Annotated in this window: 15 protein-coding genes; 12 read left to right on the top strand and 3 right to left on the bottom strand. The window is 46.8% G+C overall.

What is annotated here, in order from left to right; genetic code table 11:
- The first annotated feature begins 15 nt into the window (after positions 1–15).
- From GGC63_RS11095 to GGC63_RS11075, 5 genes are all read left to right on the top strand, one after another.
- A complete protein-coding gene (locus GGC63_RS11095; protein ID WP_192702385.1) occupies positions 16–1,107 on the top strand; it encodes a GerAB/ArcD/ProY family transporter in 1,092 nt (363 codons plus the stop codon).
- The gene (locus GGC63_RS11090; protein ID WP_192702384.1) at positions 1,104–2,279 is read left to right on the top strand and encodes a Ger(x)C family spore germination protein; all 1,176 of its coding nucleotides are present in this window, start codon (positions 1,104–1,106) and stop codon (positions 2,277–2,279) included. The genes GGC63_RS11095 and GGC63_RS11090 overlap by 4 nt, the downstream gene beginning before the upstream one ends.
- 139 nt (positions 2,280–2,418) lie before the next feature.
- Entirely contained in the window at positions 2,419–2,559 is a 141-nt protein-coding gene (locus GGC63_RS11085; RefSeq protein ID WP_192702383.1) for a hypothetical protein, read from the top strand.
- 188 nt (positions 2,560–2,747) lie between these two features.
- Positions 2,748–3,491 (top strand): DUF3892 domain-containing protein, encoded by a 744-nt coding sequence (locus GGC63_RS34435; RefSeq protein ID WP_225948124.1) that lies wholly within the window; start codon positions 2,748–2,750, stop codon positions 3,489–3,491.
- Between the two features lie 208 nt (positions 3,492–3,699).
- The gene (locus GGC63_RS11075; protein WP_192702382.1) at positions 3,700–4,692 is read left to right on the top strand and encodes a phosphotransferase enzyme family protein; all 993 of its coding nucleotides are present in this window, start codon (positions 3,700–3,702) and stop codon (positions 4,690–4,692) included.
- On the opposite strand, the gene GGC63_RS11070 is transcribed toward GGC63_RS11075, so the two are convergent.
- Positions 4,687–5,628, bottom strand: a complete 942-nt coding sequence (locus GGC63_RS11070) for a LysR family transcriptional regulator (RefSeq protein WP_192702381.1) — start codon at positions 5,626–5,628, stop codon at positions 4,687–4,689. The two genes, GGC63_RS11075 and GGC63_RS11070, sit on opposite strands and share 6 nt — an antisense overlap.
- Before the next feature lie 129 nt (positions 5,629–5,757).
- On the opposite strand from GGC63_RS11070, the gene garD reads away from it, so the two are divergent.
- Entirely contained in the window at positions 5,758–7,293 is a 1,536-nt protein-coding gene (gene garD / locus GGC63_RS11065) for a galactarate dehydratase (RefSeq protein ID WP_192702380.1), read from the top strand.
- Between the two features lie 151 nt (positions 7,294–7,444).
- Here garD and GGC63_RS11060 read toward each other — a convergent pair whose 3' ends face one another.
- On the bottom strand, positions 7,445–8,311 hold the full coding sequence (locus GGC63_RS11060; RefSeq protein ID WP_192702379.1) for a helix-turn-helix transcriptional regulator: 867 nt from the start codon (positions 8,309–8,311) through the stop codon (positions 7,445–7,447).
- A gap of 200 nt (positions 8,312–8,511) precedes the next feature.
- Here GGC63_RS11060 and GGC63_RS11055 point away from each other — a divergent pair, with 200 nt between their 5' ends.
- On the top strand, positions 8,512–9,750 hold the full coding sequence (locus tag GGC63_RS11055; RefSeq protein ID WP_192702378.1) for an oligogalacturonate lyase family protein: 1,239 nt from the start codon (positions 8,512–8,514) through the stop codon (positions 9,748–9,750).
- Positions 9,751–9,937: 187 nt separating this feature from the next.
- On the top strand, positions 9,938–11,224 hold the full coding sequence (locus GGC63_RS11050; protein WP_192702377.1) for an ABC transporter substrate-binding protein: 1,287 nt from the start codon (positions 9,938–9,940) through the stop codon (positions 11,222–11,224).
- Between the two features lie 44 nt (positions 11,225–11,268).
- Here GGC63_RS11050 and GGC63_RS11045 read toward each other — a convergent pair whose 3' ends face one another.
- Positions 11,269–12,108 carry a helix-turn-helix domain-containing protein gene (locus GGC63_RS11045; RefSeq protein ID WP_192702376.1) on the bottom strand — a complete coding sequence of 280 codons (840 nt, stop codon included), beginning with the start codon at positions 12,106–12,108 and terminating at the stop codon, positions 11,269–11,271.
- A 252-nt stretch (positions 12,109–12,360) separates the two neighbouring features.
- On the opposite strand from GGC63_RS11045, the gene GGC63_RS11040 reads away from it, so the two are divergent.
- The 4 genes from GGC63_RS11040 (at position 12,361) to GGC63_RS11025 (ending at position 19,142) form a co-directional block, all read left to right on the top strand.
- Complete coding sequence (locus GGC63_RS11040) at positions 12,361–13,803, top strand: LamG-like jellyroll fold domain-containing protein (RefSeq protein WP_192702375.1); 1,443 nt, start codon at positions 12,361–12,363, stop codon at positions 13,801–13,803.
- Positions 13,804–13,848: 45 nt separating this feature from the next.
- On the top strand, positions 13,849–15,636 hold the full coding sequence (locus tag GGC63_RS11035; protein WP_192702374.1) for a family 43 glycosylhydrolase: 1,788 nt from the start codon (positions 13,849–13,851) through the stop codon (positions 15,634–15,636).
- 106 nt (positions 15,637–15,742) lie between these two features.
- Positions 15,743–17,539: a sensor histidine kinase gene (locus tag GGC63_RS11030; protein ID WP_225948123.1), complete on the top strand. Its 1,797-nt coding sequence runs from the start codon at positions 15,743–15,745 to the stop codon at positions 17,537–17,539.
- The gene (locus tag GGC63_RS11025) at positions 17,532–19,142 is read left to right on the top strand and encodes a response regulator transcription factor (protein ID WP_192702373.1); all 1,611 of its coding nucleotides are present in this window, start codon (positions 17,532–17,534) and stop codon (positions 19,140–19,142) included. The genes GGC63_RS11030 and GGC63_RS11025 overlap by 8 nt, the downstream gene beginning before the upstream one ends.
- The last annotated feature ends 10 nt before the right edge of the window (positions 19,143–19,152 follow it).

Raw genomic sequence — 19,152 nt, 5'->3', positions numbered from 1 at the left:
CAAGGGAGAGAGTGTATGGTTACGAATCGTTTAGAGGAGATTACATCGACTCAGATAGCCTCGATTGTAGCAAAATGTATGATTGGGACGGGGATTCTTATCTTACCTCGTGAAATAGCGAAAAGCACAGATTCTCCGGACGGCTGGATCTCAGTCATCTTGAGCGGTTTACTAACGCTGCTTGCAGGATATTTGGTTATGAAACTAAGCTTACTATTCCCGAAGCAAACTATTTTCCAGTACGGTAAGACCATAGTAGGGAAATACCTGGGAGTCCTTCACACCCTTATCGTCATTGCCTATTTTACTCTTTCATCGGGATATTTACTGCGGGTATTAGGGGAGGTTATTCGTATGTATCTGTTGGAAGAAACCCCGATGGAGGTAACGATGATCGCTTTCTCAACCATCGCCGTTTATTTGACAGTGGGAGGAATCCAGCCTATCGCGCGTTTTATTGAATTTTTCTTTCCTCTTATCATTGTCATTCTGCTTTCATTAATTGCTCTTAGCTTTCGGGAATTTGAACCGGATAATATCCGGCCTATTTTTGGAGAGGGAGGATCCCCTATAATCAAAGGCATCGTTCCTTCTGCCCTTTCGTTTAGCGGTTATCAGATCATGCTGATCCTGGCTGCCAATGTGAAGAAGCCCGAAAAGGCTGTGAAATCGGCTCTAACAGGCATCAGTATCGTGATTTTTTTATATACAATGGTAGTTATTGTTTCTATCGGAACTTTAACTGTTGAAGAAGTGAAAACCGTAACCTGGCCGACCATGTCCGTTGCCAAAGATATTGACTTGCCCGGTGGATTTTTTGAACGGTTCGAATCCTTCTTCTCCGTGCTCTGGGTCATAAGTATGTATACGGCGTTTGTCCCTTATCACTATGTGGCCAGTCTGGGTCTAGGTGAGCTTTTCCAAAAGAACTATCGGCCCTTTGCTTACTTGCTGCTTCCTTTTATTTATATGATCGCCATGTATCCGAAGGATTTGGATGCCGTATTCCGATTGGGTGACGTCGTAGCGTATTACTCGATATTTACGATGATTGTCATTCCCCTCTACCTGTGGATCATTGCCAAGATGAGGAGGCTAGGCACTTGAGAGGTTCTAGTGTAATACGGATTACCTTCACTTTCCTTAGCCTGGTGACGTTAATTGGATGCTGGGACCGGGTAGAAATCGAAGAAGTAGGGATCACTCTCGGTATCGGATTTGATATGGCTGATAAAAAAACGGACTCCACCGATAGGGAGGGGCGGAGGATTTCCATGACTCATCATTTTGCCATTCCCGAACAATTCTCTTCCAAGGGAGGCGTGAAGTCGAAAAAATCATATGTAAACCTGACCAGTACTGGGGAACAAGTTTTTGAAAACGTCAACGAGATATCGACGCGTTTGTCTCGTATACCGAGCTACGAGCATTTAAGAATAATAGTTATCAACGAGGAAGTGGCCAAATCCATTGATTTGAGAAATATCGTTAATTTCTTATTGCGAAATAGTGAGACAAGAAGGTCAATGCCCGTGTTGATAGCTCAAGGACCGACCGTCCAAGTATTAGAAAAGGAAGGGATTGCGACCAACCCCGCGCTCAAATTAAAGGGCATGACGGAAGATTACCATAAGTCTTTAAGTATGCCGCCATCCTTAAAGCTAGGGGATCTGTCGGAAAAGCTGACTGGAAAAAATAGCTTTGTCATTCAGAAAGTATCGACAACGGAAAGAGAGGCCAAATTGGCAGGTGCCGCCGTAATTAAAGGAAAAACAGGAAAAATGGTTGGCTGGTTAACCGAGGAAGAAACAACAGGGCTAAACTTCCTTTATCCAGATCATAAAAGACAGGGTGTTGTTAAAGGAATAGACCCGAAAAGCGGGAACGCCATCATCTTTGAGGTCCATAAATTAAATAGAACCATTTCGCCGCAATCTCTTGGCGACAGGATTGATTTTGCTGTCGAGCTGAATATAGAAGGTCGTCTCCGAGAGGATTGGGTTTATCCCGGTAATGCTTTTGATAAGGAATTCATCTCTAGGGCGGAGCTTGCAGCCAAGGAATCCGTTGAAAAATTGGTTCAAAAGGCGCTTAGCAAAACACAAAAAACATTTAAAGCTGATGTGGCGGATTTTGGCAAGAAGCTTCAAATTCAAAATCCTAAGCTTTGGAATAAGGTCAAGGAAAATTGGGATGACACCTTCAGCCGTTCGGTGATCAGCGTTAAGGTTGATGTAAAAATACTTGAGTTCGGTACGACAGCGACCAAGAAGGGATAACAATTCAATAGGGTAGGGCCGGATCATTGGCTAGGACGCGGCTCTTTTTCTTTTATGCCAAATATAGCTTTACAAGAGAACGTATATTCGCTATTCTGGGTATGGGTATATTTACCAACCAACCGGGAGGAATGTGAATATGCAAACCTATCAAGACGAAGTATTGGACAGAGAAGAGATCAAGCTCGTTGGATTTTCAATCATGGAAAGTCTGCACAAGGTTCTAGAGACCAAGAAAGACCGATCGATATCGAATATTGGACGGATATTCATGCATTAGAGAATGATAATTCCCCAATTGACATCTATTTTCCATCCAAGGGATAGGATTAAAGCGGGGAGCTCTGACATTCTGTCAGGGCTTTTTTCAATTGGTTAACAAATTGGGAAAGGTAAGGACATTGGGGTATAGCTTGTAAAAAAGGAGACATGCTATGGGTATACCTTAAAGAGGAGGGATGATCTATTATGCCAAGACGTCGAAGAGGTTCATCTTATCCAATGGACAACGCTATGTCCACAGGAAACGTAATGGAAACAGGCATGACAGGCGGAACTACTGCCTGGAACGGAACGACATCAGGTACATCCAGCTGGCCTTCCGGCACGCAGTACGGTGCTGACCGCGATTACGAAAATGCCGTTGAGCCGACCCACAATGGCAATTTTGCCTGGAATGACCAGCCTATCCCGCAATATGCAAGCTTCAACCCAAATGGGCAAACCAACGGTAGTAGTTCGTATATGTCGCAATCCAGCAATGTTGGTACTCAAACCTTTGCGGGCAGCCCAATGCCCGTGCCTGGCTCATCCGGAAACCCGCAGGCGGAGTACGGCCAAAGAAATACCGGAATTAATAATGCGGATGCCCGCAATGTCGGGTTTCAGGGAGGCTATACAGGCTATGGCCCGAACGGTCAGCCCATCCAATATGGGACGTTTATGCGCGACGGTACCCAGTACGGCAAAGGGCCGCATACCATTGACCCGAACAAAAAGATTATCGCGGCCGTTCGCTACAGCGACGGCGGCATCAGCGCTGTGAAGTTCCAGGATGGTTCTGTGGCTGATATCGCGCAAGCGATCGCAATGGCTGAAGCCGATTTGATTGAGGACGTCAACACCGGGAAAAACCGGGAAGGCCAGAAAACGCTGAGATCCTACCCTGACGGCGATCCATCCAACAACTTGTCGAATTTGCCTCGCTTCTAAATGATGACTTTGAACAAGCGGCCTTTCCCGAAGGGGAGAGGCTGCTGCTTATTTATCTTGCCGTTTTGATTCCAAACATTTTTAACAAATGATAAGTATAATATTTCTTTCCCTACTATCAAACGTAAAGTAGTGATACTATTACTATAAGTTCTGGAAATTAATCCCTGAACTTTCGGATACACATAAAAAGGGTAGGGGGATGAGTATGGTTAAACTGGCAATTAGTCATTCTGTCGTATCTTCAGATGCTTTAGTGCCATTCATTCATGATATTTATAATATTGGAGATATCCTAGAATGCCGTTTTATCAGTAATGGGCTTAATGATACTTATATAGTAATCACAAATGACAATAAATACATACTTCGAATATACAAAGTAAACTGGCGATCTATAAGTGACATTGAATTTGAGATTGAGTTGTTAAATCACTTACTAGCAAATGGAATCCCGGTTTCTTTTCCTGTCGAAAAGAAGGATGGCGGTTACCATACAGAATTGAAAGCCCCGGAAGGGCCGCGCTACGCGGTGTTATTTACCTATGCTGAGGGTGGATATTCGAATAGTAAAGAAAGTTGTTCATTATATGGTGAAGAAGTTGCCAAGATGCATGTGGTTATGGATGAATTCCACAGCGGTCACCAAAGATTTGAATTAGATCTGGATCATTTGCTGACAAAGCCTCTTCAATCGATTAAACCTTTATTAACACATAGACCGGAGGATATAGAATATCTGGAATCATTGTCTTTGCTGCTAAAGAACCGTATCCATGGACTTTCTTCTGATCTAAGCTGGGGAGTATGTCATGGGGACCTTCATGGAGGGAATGTGCATTTCCATGATGGCAGCTTGATGCATTTTGATTTCGATTGTGCCGGGCCTGGCTGGAGAGCCTATGATATATCCGTTTTCCTATGGGCAAAAGTCCGAGGACGAGAAAAAGATAAGTTTAAGAATGAATTATGGGATCTTTTCCTAGAGTTTTACCAGAAAAATAAAAAGCTTTCTCAGTGTGAGCTTGAAGCAGTTCCTACTTTTGTTGCAATCAGAGAGATCTGGTTAATGGGACTACATACGGGCAACTCGAAAGTTTGGGGAGCGTGGCAAGATGATCACTACTTTAATAAGAACCTCCAGTTTCTGAGAGAGTGGTGCGAAGAGAATTCCATAAATGAGGCCGGCTATCCATCATAACCGGCTTTTTTCATTTCCCTTCAGCTTATTCATTTTTTGCAGCCAATAATCGGTACACATCGCGATCAAATCTTTAGCTGCTTGACTTAAATAACTGTCTTTTTTGTAGCTGGCGGCGATGTCCCAAACCGGATTCTGTTGAAGGGAGAAGTAGGAGACATTCGGTCCAGGCTTGGCATAACTAATAGGAATAATGGAACAGCATATCCCCTCGGCGATCATTTCATAAAAAGTTTTGCAGCTCCTGGTTTCCAATAAAATGGGAGGTGCGATGTTATCTTCGGAAAGGAGCTGGTCGTAGATTTCCCTAAGCGTGGAACCTTGCTGCATGACGGCAAATGAATCATGTTCGAAAGGCTTCAGATTAGTCACGGGAAGTCGTTCACCTAACTTGCCTCCGCGACAGGCGAGCGGGTGGGAGCTGGGAACACCCAGAATGATTTCCTCCGAACATATAGGAATATAAGTATCCTTCGTTTTTTGAAAATCCTGGAGCGTGACAAAGCCTATATCCAGATTTCCTTGGGATATTTCATATTGCTGCTTTTTTACGGGCATTTCCAGGGGCTCGATTATAACCTTGGGATATTTTTTATAAAAAATCGGATATATAGTAGCAAACATGTCGGTACCTCGTTCCGGGGTCAAGCCGATCGATAGTTTGCCTTCTTGAAGGTCCAGCAAATCATGGATTTGTCTGTAGGTTTCTTTTTTGATGTATAGGATTTTTTTTGCGTTCTCTATATAGATCTTTCCAACTTGCGTCAGATGCCAATTGCTTCTGGAACGAACGAACAGCTGTGCCCCCAATTCTTTCTCTAGCTTCAGGAGCTGTTGATTTAAAGCGGATTGTGTCATGTACAGCTTTTCCGCAGCCTTGGTAATATTGTTTTCCTCCGCAATTTGGATCATATACTCCAGCTGTTTCAAGTCCATGTTCAACGCCTCGCAGCTCTTAATATTTTTAAGAGTAAACTAATTTATATCACTTTTACTAATTGCTAATAACAGATTACTATGAGATTAATTCTAGAACAAGTGCTATGCGGAGAGGGGATCGTTATCATGGCTGGACAACGTTCGGAAGCTGAGGAGCCGCTGTATATCAAAGTGAATCCAAAGGACAATATTGCCATTGTTGTCAACACACGAGGTTTGCCGGAGGGAACCGTGTTCCCATGCGGCCTTAAGCTTCTTCAACAGGTTCCGCAAGGACATAAGGTGGCTCTTACAGATATCGGTCAAGATGGAAGCATCATTCGTTACGGTGAGGTCATCGGATATGCGATGAGGTCGATTAAAAGGGGCAGCTGGATCGACGAAACGATGGTGAGATTGCCTAAGCCTCCGGGATTGGAGGATTTACCGATAGCAAGCGCCGTGCCGGAAGCGCTTCCACCTTTGGAAGGGTATACATTCGAGGGATATTTGAATAAGGATGGTACCGTTGGAACGAAAAATATTTTGGGAATAACAACCAGTGTGCAATGCGTGGCCGGCGTGCTTCATTATGCAGTAAAGAAGATTAAAGAAGAGCTGCTGCCGCGATATCCTAATGTCGAGGATGTTATAGCCCTTACTCACACTTACGGCTGCGGGGTGGCGATCGATGCGCCGGACGCTATCATTCCCATTCGTACGATCCAAAATATCGCATTGAACCCGAACTTTGGCGGAGAGCTGCTGGTAGTAGGGCTCGGATGCGAAAAGCTGCTGCCCGATCGCTTGGTGCCTGACAAAGATTCCGGCAGAATCATTACCTTGCAGGAGAATCACGGTTTTATTCCTATGGTAAACATGATTATGACGATGGCGGAGGAACGGCTCGATAGATTAAATCGAAGAAAGCGTGTCACCTGTCCCGCATCGGCGCTGGTTGTAGGCCTGCAATGCGGCGGAAGCGATGCCTTCTCAGGGATTACCGCGAATCCGGCCGTCGGTTACGCGGCAGATTTATTAGTGCGCGCAGGTGCTACGGTAATGTTCTCTGAGGTGACGGAAGTCAGGGATGCTATTCATTTGTTGACGCAGCGAGCCGTCAATGAGGCGGTTGGTCGGGCTTTGATCCGTGAAATGCAATGGTATGACGATTACCTGCAGAACGGCAGGGTCGATCGCAGCGCGAATCCTACACCCGGCAATAAAAAAGGCGGGCTAGTCAACATCGTCGAGAAGTCACTTGGATCCATCGTGAAATCGGGCTCGAGTCCGATTGTTGGCGTACTGTCACCAGGCGAAAGAGCTGTCGATAAAGGACTGCTGTTCGCGGCAACGCCTGCAAGTGATTTCGTATGCGGTACATTGCAGTTGGCTTCCGGTATCAATGTGCAGGTGTTTACAACCGGCCGTGGCACACCCTATGGCTTAGCTGCAGCTCCTGTCATCAAAGTCTCTACGAGAAATGCTTTGGCGGAGCAGTGGCATGATCTGATCGATCTGAATGCGGGAACCATTGCAACAGGAGAAGCAACCATTGAAGAGGTGGGCTGGGAGCTGTTCCGTCTCATTCTGGATATCGCTAGCGGAAGGAAGAAAACATGGGCGGACCATTGGGGGCTGCACAATGATTTGGCTTTATTCAATCCGGCACCTGTTACCTAGGTGATTTCGTTAGCAGAGAAAAGATTGTCCGGAAGAAGATGAACATTATCCCGTTGGATTCTTTACGCAAATTTAAACATGTTGAAACGAGGAGGCCGCCGATAGCAAATCGGCAGCCTCTTTTAATGAAGTAGGCCAGCCCTAAATAGTTTTATTGACCCTGCTCGTAGTTCCTTGCTGATCGTATTTTTCTATATTGAAGCGGAGTCACTTTGGCAGACCGCTTAAAGATTCGGTAAAAGTGCTGCAGATTCTGAAATCCGCAGCTTAAAGCGATTTGTATGATATCCTGATCGGTATTCTCTAACAGCTTCTTAGCCTCAATCACACGGCGGTTCAGCAAATATTCGAATAGGGTAAATCGGGACGTTTCTTTAAACAAGTGGCAAATATAATATTTGCTTAGACCGAAAGTATCCTCCAATTGCTCTAATGTAATGGGATTCATGTAATTGTCGTCGATGTATCGGATGAGAGCTTGAATATGAGGGTTAGAGGATGGAGCGGCGGGCTGTTTGGAGGCTATCCGGTGATATTCGATAAGCAGTAGTAGCAGGTTCAGTCTTATTTCGGACAGTGAAATAGCGTCTTGATCGGCCGTATAACGGGAATAGGCATACCTGATTTTAGAAAAAAGCGATAATAAGCTTTCTCTTTGCGCTAAATCGGTTTCAACCTTTCGCGGCCCCTCATGCACGATCCACTTCAAGACTGAAACCAATTCGGCTTCTGACAGCAATCGTTTAACGAAATCTTTGCTAAAATTGATGACATACCTCTCATAGGGACGATTGGGGCTATAAAACAGCCGATGGATTTCATACTCGTTAATAAAGAAAAAATTCCCGTCACGAATCGCATAGGTATTGTCCTTTAAAAAAATGTGCAGGTCCGCCTTAATGAAAAAATCAAACTCAAACGAGTTATGATAGTGCTGGAGCGGCTTCAGTTGTGCATCTTTCTCATTCAAGTAGCTAAAAAGGAATTGCCCCGTGTCGTTATACAAATCCGGATCCAATTCAAACCATCCCCTTCACAAAAAAGAATAACAATATACGTGAATTTCTGCAATATAAAGGAAGATGATTTTCGGCAGCTGAGCTATGCTTTACGCAAGTAATATGAGTACAGCGAAGCTGAGAAGACGATTCCAGTTATTCGCCAATATTGCGAAATCGATGGGATATAGAAGAAATTAATTGAATCAGAGGTGCTATAATGAAAGGTTCTACTTTCCGGCACGAATTCGTTCAGCGCAGAGACGAAGCAACGGGGAAGACCGTGACACAGCTTACCTCCTTGCCTGGGAATCACCATCATCTCTATTTTACGAGCAGCAGCTTCACAGCGGATAATCAAGAAGTGCTGTTCATCAGCGATCAGTCGGGGGGACATCCGAATTTGTTCAAGATGTCGCTCGAGGACGGTATAGCTGTGCAGTTGACCGACAACAGGGACGGCTATATGAAAAGCTACGTCTATTATGATGGTCAATTAAACCGCGGGTTAGCCAAAGCGAGTCCAAGCTATAACCCGGGCAGCCACAAGCTGCTATACATTCAGCATAACAGGGTTCATTTGATGGATCTTAACACACTTTCAGACGAAGTCATCTATTCGCTGCCAATGCATGTCATGACCGGGTTTACCCATATATCCGCGGATGGCCGATGGGTCTGCATCCCTTATATTGACGCGAGCGCATTTGAAGTCGGGGAAGGCAATCCGTTTACTCTGATCCGGGACAAGGTGTACAGGAAGCTTATAGAATCCAGGCTGCTGGTGATTGATACGCACACGGGATCATCGGAAATTCGCTGCTCGCACGTCGGGTGGATCACTCATGTGCAATTCCACCCGATGAATCCAGATCGGATCTTGTTTAACCATGAAGGAGGTATGGTTGAACAACGGATGTGGCTGTTTGATAACCGTTCGGGCATGGTCAGTAAGGTTCGTGATCAAACGGATGCCGCATCCGAATTATGGATTTGTCATGAAATGTGGATAGACCAAGGAAATGCCGTTTTGTATCATGGCACTCAAGGAATACCTAACGATCCAGCCATGAAGGATGAGGGAAGGAAGAAAAATGACATCATCAGCTTTGTCGGGCGGATAGATTTGGAAAGCGGCATAGCGACGGAGCTGTCGTTTTCTCCGGAGATGGACTCATACGGACACTTCACAAGCTCTTCCCATGGAGATCTTCTGGTGACCGACGGAGTCATTGATAATAAAAGCATCCACCTGTGTCAGCCCAACTGGGAGGAAGGACGGTTGTCCATCACTCAAGTTTGTCAGCACAACAGCAGTTTCATGACACAGGATGTGCATCCGCATCCGATTTTCAGTCACGATGATCGCCATATTCTCTTTACCTCCGACTCTCACAATGCACAAAAGAAGGGGAATCTTTATTTGGTTGACTTGAAACAGGAGGATGAAACAACTTAAAGCTAATTAGAAGCATAATCGGATCAATCTCGTGTGAAATTTCTCTGACACGAGCTTGATCCGATTTTTATTTTGCAGCGTTATCAGATCGGTTGTCCGAAATACTCACTTTTCATACTCACAATTGTATTCAAACTCAATAGACCGCAATGTATGATTGGAATAAATAGAAGAAAGGGGTTTCAGAATGAGAAATAGGAATAAAGCACTGAGCCTTGCATTGATCGGTATGGTAGCGATGACTACTGCTTGTTCCGGTTCCAATCCCTCACAGCAGGGGGCCAAAGAGGAGGAGAAGAAGGAGCCGATTAAGCTGACGGTTCTTCAATATCTGCTCACGGTGACGGATGAGGATTTCAACAAACTGATTGCGGAGCCGGTTAAAGCCAAATTTCCGCACATCACGATGGAGCTGGTTCGTAAACCGGCCAATCAATCCTTTGAGGATATGCTTACAGCCGGGACATTTCCCGATCTGATGCTTCAGGCTAATTTTGATATTTATAAATATACGACGCTCGGACTCGCCGAGGATTTAACCTCGCTGGTGAAGAACAACAACGTCGATTTGTCGCGGTTTGACCCGAATATCATTCAAACGCTGAAGAGCTATGGGGCAAAGGGGGAGTTGTATATGCTGCCTTTGTACAGTAATCCTGCAGCCTTGTACTATAACAAGGATATTTTTGACCGCTTCGGGGTCCCTTATCCGAAGGATGGGATCACATGGGATGAAGTGATCAGCCTCGCGCGCCAATTAAGCAGAACCGATGGAGGCCAGCCGTATTACGGTCTCGATCTGATAGCCGCCCCGCGCATTTCGGCATCGATGATGCTTCCGCTATGGGATCCGGGCTCAGGTAAAGCGGTTCTTACGACCGACAGCTGGAAATCGTATTTCGAAATGTATAAGTCCATTAAGGTTATTCCCGGCAACCAGACGAAAGGAATATTTAACGACTTTGAAAAAAATAAAAACCTGGCTATGATGGTCGCCTATAACCGGTTAACACAGCTCGAGGAGCTGCACAAGGCAGGCACCGCGCCGAATTGGGACATCGTGACCTTCCCGAGCCGCAAGGAAGCGCCATTGGTTAAAGAAACCGATGTGTCCGGCCTCTTATTATCTACCAATAGCAAGCATAAGGAAGAGGCATTCCAGGTGATGAAATTTTTGGCGGAGAAGGAAAACCAGGCACGAATGGCCAGAAGAGGTCTTATCCCGGTCATTAACGATCCGGAGGTGACGAAGGAATACGGAGCGGACCTGTCGTCTCTTCAAGGGAAGAACGTACAAGCCCTGCTGAAGATGAAAATCGGGCAAAATCCGCAGCCGACGGAGTATGAGGAAATTATTAAAGACGTCATCAATAAATCCATGAACGAGTACCTGAAGGGGAGTGTGGACGTCAATTCGATCCTAAGACGGGCAGAGGATGATGCTAATAAAAAAATAGCCGAAGCCAAAAGATAGCTCTGTTCTGTTCCTAGCTTGTCGTACTCATGTCAGCTAGACTTCTATTGAATTTTACTAAACAGCTTGCGAAAAGCACTAGGTCTTACGCCGGTTTTACTTTGGAACAAGTTCGAAAAATAATGCGGGTCTACATAGCCGAGCCTGTAGCCAATGTCGCTTATGGAGAGTTGGGTGTCAAGCAGCATCAGCTTGGCGGATTCAATTTTTTTGGTAATGACATAGTTATAGATGGTCGTTCCGACTTCTCTATTGAACAACCGATTCATTTGCCGGGTGGAAATGCCCATATGCGAAGCGAGCTGGTTCGAGTCAAAAGGCTGAAGAATGCTGTTATCCAAAAATTGCTTTATAGCCTGCACCGTGGATGATAGCGCTTCCCCTCTTTTGCGCAATGCTTCGGAGAGAGTGACAATTATCCGCATAAGGATGACCTGCTGCTCGCTTTGCATTTCCTCGACCGATTTAAGTTTAGCGCTTTCAATGGCTTCTTCAAAAAAAACTCCGGTCCCGCTATGCGGTATGACGACATGGGGAAGCAGCTGGTAAGCTTCAAGCATCTTCAACACCCAGTTGCCGCTGATGTTTAGCCATATATAGGACCATTGCTCATGGTGGTTAGGGTCGGAGGCAACTTCATGATAGCAGCCTGCCGGAAGGATGAACACGTCTCCTTGACGGGCGAGATAGGAATGCGAATTGACCTTAACACTGCCTTGACCGGATAGAACGAAGCCCACAACGGTAATTTGGGCGAGCTTTCGTATGTTGCGGTAATCCGTATCGCAGTAATTGATGCCTAGAAACTGCACGCTAAGAGGAGGAGGATCTCCTAACGGAGGCAGGTGATAGATGGGGCCATGCTTGCCGGGTTTGTTCATCATGTTCATCAAAGCTCCCTTAATGAAGTGGTTCCTTGTTCCTATTATCTTATCATGATTTGCCGTAATAGGACATGGCGTAATAGGACATGTCGCTCATTAGATAGGAGCGCTGGATATCTTTTGAGCAGATGGAATAATATAGGCGCTTGGGTGTCCTTTTTCCTCACCTGTAGCACCGATTTCTCTATTCAGTAGTCAGAGCCATCAAGATACAATGAACATAATTCACAACGAAGATAGGGGAAGATACAAGTGACAGAATCAAGCATCGGGCGTCAGAATCATAAGAATGCCTATCTTATGGGCTACTTCCGTTCAGGTCCCGGACAAAGCCACTTGGCTGAAAAATTGCATTATGCCTACAGCCGGGATGGCCTTCGGTGGTACGAACTGAACGGGAACGAGCCGGTCTGGGAAACAGGTTTAGGAGAAGGCATATTAAGGGACCCTTTTATCGGTAAAGGGCCGGATGGGAAATGGCATCTGGTCTTTACAATGCGCCCTCGAGGGCCGCTGATCGGATACGCGTCCTCGGATGATTTAATTCATTGGACAGAAGAACAAGCGCTTCCTGTCATGAAGGATATCCCGAATACAGTCAACAGCTGGGCGCCTGAGTTTACCTATGATCCCGTTCAAGAGCATTTTTTGGTATATTGGGCTTCCAGCACAGGGAAAGATTTAAGCAATAGCAAGCACTATTGCGTGCGAACGAAAGACTGGAAGACTTTTACCAAGGTCGAACTATTCTATGATCCGGGTTTTCAAACCATCGATGCGAGTCTTGCTTCGCATGAGGGAAAATATTACATGGCTGTCAAGGATGAAAGTCATGTTTACGAGCCGTTAAAATATCCGCATCCGCCTATGAACTTCTTGGCGGTGTCCGATCAACTGGAAGGTCCGTATGAAAGAATTCCTGGCGTTCAAACGCCGGACTATACAGAAGGCCCGGAATTTCTATGGATCGAGAACGAGAAAAAGTGGCTGCTGTACTACGATTATTGGGCTTATGGAAAATTTGGCGTTATGGAGTCTGCCGATATGGTTCATTGGTCCAAGGAATTGGAGGAGGAGAAGACTCGGTTCCCTTACCGCGCAAGACACGGCACGATGTTTCCCGTCAATGAGAAGGAACTTTTCCGTTTGTTGGACAGGTATGCTTTGCTGGCACAGTACCGCACACGTACATATTCTCCTGTCAGAGTTGCCGTTGAAGGAGCGGAGGGCTTTTTTCATGATGCCTTCTCCATGAGATCCATAACGCTGGAAGTTCGGCCGCAGTCTGATTTGGGCACCCAGGTATTAATCGATGAAGGCGATGCTATGAACGGGTTAGCTCTTCGTATCCGGGATGGCCGATTGGAGGCAGCGGTGTGCTCGAACGGGAACCGGCTCCTTATTTCCAGTGAGCCGTTGCAGCTAAATTTGACGCAATGGAATCATGTCGCATTGACTTATGATGAAGGAAAGCTGTGCCTATATATAAATGGCGGCCTCGCAGGGGAAGGCAGCGCATCGTTTGCCCTAGTTAGAGCCCATGATAGTGCAGGGGGCTACGGGGGAAGATTTGGGACGGATGCCTTAGGCGATCAAGGATCCGAAGCTGCCTTTGACGGAGGCATTAAGAATGTGCGGATCTATTCCGTCCCGTTACAGCTAGAGGATATTAGAGCAATGACTGCCTCCGATTAGAACATTAGAACATTATGAAGCCGAGACAGGGAAAGGAGCCGCAACATGAGTGATAATTTTCTGATACAGCCGCCTCATCCGGAAACAGAATGGTCTGCTTGCACGGGATTTTCCGAATCGGCCGCACTCGTCAAGAGCATAATGGACATCCCGTTGAAGGATGCCAGCATTTGTGCTGGGCCGGATGACATGTACTATTTAACCGGAACGACGGACGGAAAGAGCGTGCAGGTATGGTCTTCTCCCGATCTAACGACATGGACGGGGCCAGCGGTCGTATGGAGCCTGGAGCAGGATGGAACGTGGCAAATAGAGGGTGAAGGCTCCCATGGGATTTGCGCGCCGGAAATCCATTCTATGCGTGGAGCATTCTGGATCACATACGGGCTGGAGCAGGGCGGAACAGGCTTACTGCAGAGCCTGTCGGCTTCAGCCTACGGCCCTTACCGTGATATGGGAAAGATGACGGCAGACGGACAAGACGCCTCTTTATTTGAGGATGATGACGAGGCGGTGTATTGGGTATATGGAAACGGCAAGATAGCACGAATGAATGCGGAGATGACAGGTCTGGAGGAAACGCCCCGGACAGTAGAGGTGCAGCCTTGGAAGGCAGTGGGACGTGAGGATCATCCGTCCTATTCAGGGAACCTTCAGGTAGGAACGCACGGCGCTTTTCTAGCCAAGCTGGACGGTTATTATTATCTATTTTGCGCCGACGCGCTTAAGCGAATGGACAGCGATAGTGTAGATACCTTTGTGGCAGTCAGCCGATCGATCTACGGTCCTTACAGCCGACGGTATTTGGCTCTGCCGCATGGCGGACAGGTCTCACTATTTACCGGCTGGGACCAACGGCTGTATGTCTCGTTCTCCGGCTGCGGGAGCTACTCCCCTGTAGAGCAATTTCCTGCTGTTATACCCATGACCATTGCTGGCACGGGATTCATTAGACCTGTTGAGGAAGCGGTGCTTGAGAAGGGACCTGTGGGAAGCCTTAAACCTGTTGGAGACTTTCTGATTCGGGACCCGCATATTAGCGTAGGACCGGATGGGACGTATTATTTGACGGGGACCTCGGATAAGCCGCACCGAAATTTTTGGGACAGGAATAATCAGCTCTATCTATGGAAATCCCAGGATCTTAAGGAATGGACTCATCTGGCTAAAGTATGGGACCTCGCCGAGAATGGCACTTGGGAGAACAACATTTATAAGCATCCATGCCTTTGGGCTCCGGAGATGATTTATTTGTACGGCACCTTCTGGATCACCTATTCGCTTAAAGGCGGGGGCACAGGGCTTATTAAAAGCGTGTCCGGACAAGCAGAAGGACCCTATATCGATATGGGGCGAATGACGAATACGGATATTGACTCCAGTCTGTTCCTGGACGATGACGGTCAAGTATATTTTGTATGGCAGGACGGCAAAATTGCCAGGATGAAGAAAGATATGACGGGCTTTGCGGAAGAGCCCCGTAAGCTGTTATGCTCGGACGGACAGCGTGTCGGCTATGAGGGCGCATTTATCGTAAAGTATCAGGGCAAATATATTCTAGGTGCGGCGGAATGGAACGGCGATAAACGGGTGGACGGCACCTACGACTTGATGTATGCCGTTGCCGACGAGCTGTACGGACCTTACACCCCGAGGAGGGTGGCGGTTCCTCATGGAGGGCACGGAACGATGTTTATCGATCGTGAGGGGAGGCTCCGGTCCACCTTATTTGGCAACGATCGTACCGCTCCCTTCCGGACCCGAGTGGGTATCGTCCTTCTTCAAGGTGAAGAAGCTGGACAGGGGCTGCTCATAGAGCCGTGCTTCGAATAAACCAAAACATGGATCAAGCTCTTCCGAGGGCTGGATTCATGTTTTTTTGGTAACTCGTCAAATACCAAGTAATAATATAGAATTAGTAGTAGAAAGGAGGTGCCTCATGATAAGATTTTTTTCTATTAAAAAGCTGATTTCCCCGACACTAAGCATCCAAGGCAAAATCTTTGTTGCATTTAGCCTGGTCACCCTGATTGGCATCGCGGCCGTCACGAGTATCGTCTACCTTTACATGAGGGAAACCGTCAAGAACAATGCGATTACTTCTGTTATGGACAGCATAAGGCAGGCTGACGAGTCCTTAAATCTTCGCTTGGAGGAAATCGGCCGCTTAAATACGGTCGTTGCTACGAATAAAACCGTACTGAATACGCTGCAAAGCGATACCGAGGAGCCAAGCTACGAATGGTTCCAGGAGCAAAAGCAGGTTGAGGAGTTTTTATCCGCATTGATTGCGTACAAGCCCTATATTTCACGGGCTTCCGTGATTGGATTGACCGGGAAAGTGTTTTTCGTCGGCTCCCCGTGGCTGGACAAGAGCGTGATGCATTCGCCAGTGATAGATTACTTGCTTCAAAACGGCTCCGGGCATGCGTATTTTCATCATACGGGCTCCAGCGATACCATTGTAACCGGCCGTGAGCTTCGGTATAACCGTAAATTTATCGGGCTTGTCATGTTTGATCTCAACTATGAGTTTATTAAGAAGACTTACGATGTCAAGCCCACTTCGGACAGCATGCTGTTCGTCTTGGACGAGAAGAATGAATTCATCTACCAGCCCGGAACAGGGGGTGTTAATCAGGAGACGATCATCCAGCTGAATCAGCAGCTGGGCGGTTCAGGCACATCGGTGGAAAGGATCATCGATCGAAAATCCTACCTTGTGATAAGCCGGAAATCGGCGAATACGGGATGGTCCACGCTGGCGCTTGTCCCTATGAAATCACTATTAAGCGAAACGGTACGCATTCGTAATGTACTGGCTGAAGTGGCCATCATCGTCTTTGTAATTATCGTTATCGGTACTTTGCAGGTTTCTTCGAGAATCACAAGAAATATTCGCAAGCTAAGATCCATGATGATGCATGTGATGGATGGCAACATGACCCTTCCGTACGTAGAAATTCGTTCCAAGGACGAAATAGGACAGCTCTATCACGTATTCAAAAGCATGGTTGAGGAGCTAAGGCGGCTGATGGAAGGGATCGTGACCACCGAGAGAGAGAAGCGGGAGGCGGAGCTCGCGGTTTTGCAGGCGCAAATTCGTCCTCATTTTTTGTATAACACGCTGAACACGGTGAAATATTTGGCCAAGCTTAACGGTGTGCCCAATATTGTAGAAGTATCCGGGTCCTTGATCGAGCTTTTACGCGGTGTGCTGGGGAACTCGAATGAGTCTCTCACTCTCCAGGAAGAATTGCAGTATGTCCGCAGCTACGTCACTATCGAAAAATACAAATATGTGGAACCTATTCATTTGACCATTGAGATTGAAAGGGACGAATTATTACAATACCAGGTTCTTAAGCTTATGCTGCAGCCTATTGTGGAAAATGCGATTATTCACGGGATAACTTCCACGGAGCATGAAGGCATTGTCCTGATTCGAGTATATAAGGATGAGGAGCATGAAGAGCTGAGAATCGAAGTCAGGGATAACGGCAAAGGCATGTCGAAGGAGCAAATAGACGCGCTTTTTGAGGCTAAGAACGGGCAGGCAAGCTCACGCTTTAGCGGCATGGGGGTCCGCAATGTACATGAACGCATAGTTCGGCTGTATGGAGAGCCTTATGGCGTATCCGTGCAAAGCGAGCCTGGCATGTATACGAAGGTGCAGATTCGGTTTCCGCTGCTTCCGGGCTCGGATTGTGTAACAGGGGGGATGAAGCATGTTTGAAGTCCTATTGGTCGACGATGAAGCCTTGGCCCGCAATGATGTGAAAGGAATGCTGAACTGGGAGAAGCACGGATTCACCCTCTGCGGCGAAGCGGCGAACGGAGCAATGGCCCTATCTATGATCGAGCAGCATCCTCCGCATATTGCGATCCTGGATGTCAGCATGCCGACGATGAATGGCTTGGAGCTGACCCGCATCATTAAGGAACGCTTTCCCAAGATCAAGATGATTATGTTAAGCAGCTTTGACGATTACGATTATGTCCGGGATTGCCTGAAGAATGGAGCTATGGACTACTTGCTCAAACATCGTTTGACGCCGGAGGCGCTTCTCACGCTTCTGAATAAAGCGGTTGAAGATTTGCAGCTTGAAGAACGGGAGCACGAAGCCCGCAGCGCTCAGACCAAAATGATGGAGCGTCTAAGTCCCGTCATTTACCGCGAATTTGCTGCCAATTTGGCAAGAGGGGCAGGGGAGGCCGGTGAGGAGCTGGAGGCCTATGCGAGGGACCATCAGCTTTATGCTCATTCTGTAGTATACGGAAGCGCAGCAGTGCAGATCATTCCTTTCCTTCTGTTGACGGAATCCTTCACGGATATTCAGAAAAACCGGTTCGTGCAGCAAGCGACGGATGTGATGCAAATGGCTATCGGAGACATTCATAAGAGGACGGTAGGCTATGTGGGAGAGGGGCAATTTATTGTCCTGTTTGCCTCTGAGGACCGAAGTGAGCATACGGTTACAACCCAGATCAGCCAGGCTATGAGCAGCCTATCCCATTCATTAGAAAAATTTCTGAATTTAAAATGCCTCTATACCATAGGACCACTTTGCGGCCGGTTACGGCAGCTGGGTGCCAGCTACAGCAAGGCCAACCAAGAAATTACCAGTCTGTTAGATTCGGGTATGAACGTATCTGCGCAGAGGGAGACTCTATGGATGGAGGAGCAGAAGCAATTGCAGCTGTTTCTGGAGCAGTTAGACGCGGAGAGAATTGACCATGTGCTTTCCACTGTATTCGCTTCGCTACAGAGCTTGCCTGTTTACTCCATGAAGGTACAAATGACAGTTAGCGAACTCCTCCGGATCGTTGAAAGGTTTATAAAACGACATGTTCCTGATCCATCAACAGTAGACAACGAACGGATTCCGTCACGCAGCGGCCTTGGACGAATAGGAAGCGTTGCCGAGCTGGAGCAATGGATGAAACATTACTACTCAAACGGAGTTGAAGAGGTCAAGAAGCAGAAGGAACATACAGGAGCAACCTACTCGCGTCATGTTGTAAAAGCTATCCAATTCATTACGGACCATTATGCTTCCAACATCTCATTGGATGTCACGGCGGATGCCCTGATGCTTAATCCCTCCTACCTGAGCCGATTGTTCAAAGAGGAAACGCAGATGACGTTCACGGAGTATTTGAACCGGGTTCGAATCAAAACAAGCTGTGTCCTTATGGAATCCGGCGCTTATTCATTAAAACAAATTAGCAGCCAGGTAGGTTTTTTGAATTATACTTACTTTTTTAAAGTATTTAAAAGTATAACAGGAATGACGCCTCAAGCTTACATGGATAGCCTCAAACCGTCAAATAAGTAGAATGGAATGT

Source organism: Paenibacillus sp. OAS669 (assembly GCF_014873645.1).
GTDB lineage: Bacteria > Bacillota > Bacilli > Paenibacillales > NBRC-103111 > Paenibacillus_S > Paenibacillus_S vulneris.
The sequence above is the reverse complement of the archived record's forward strand: the minus strand, read 5'-3'. Positions and strand labels throughout refer to the sequence as shown.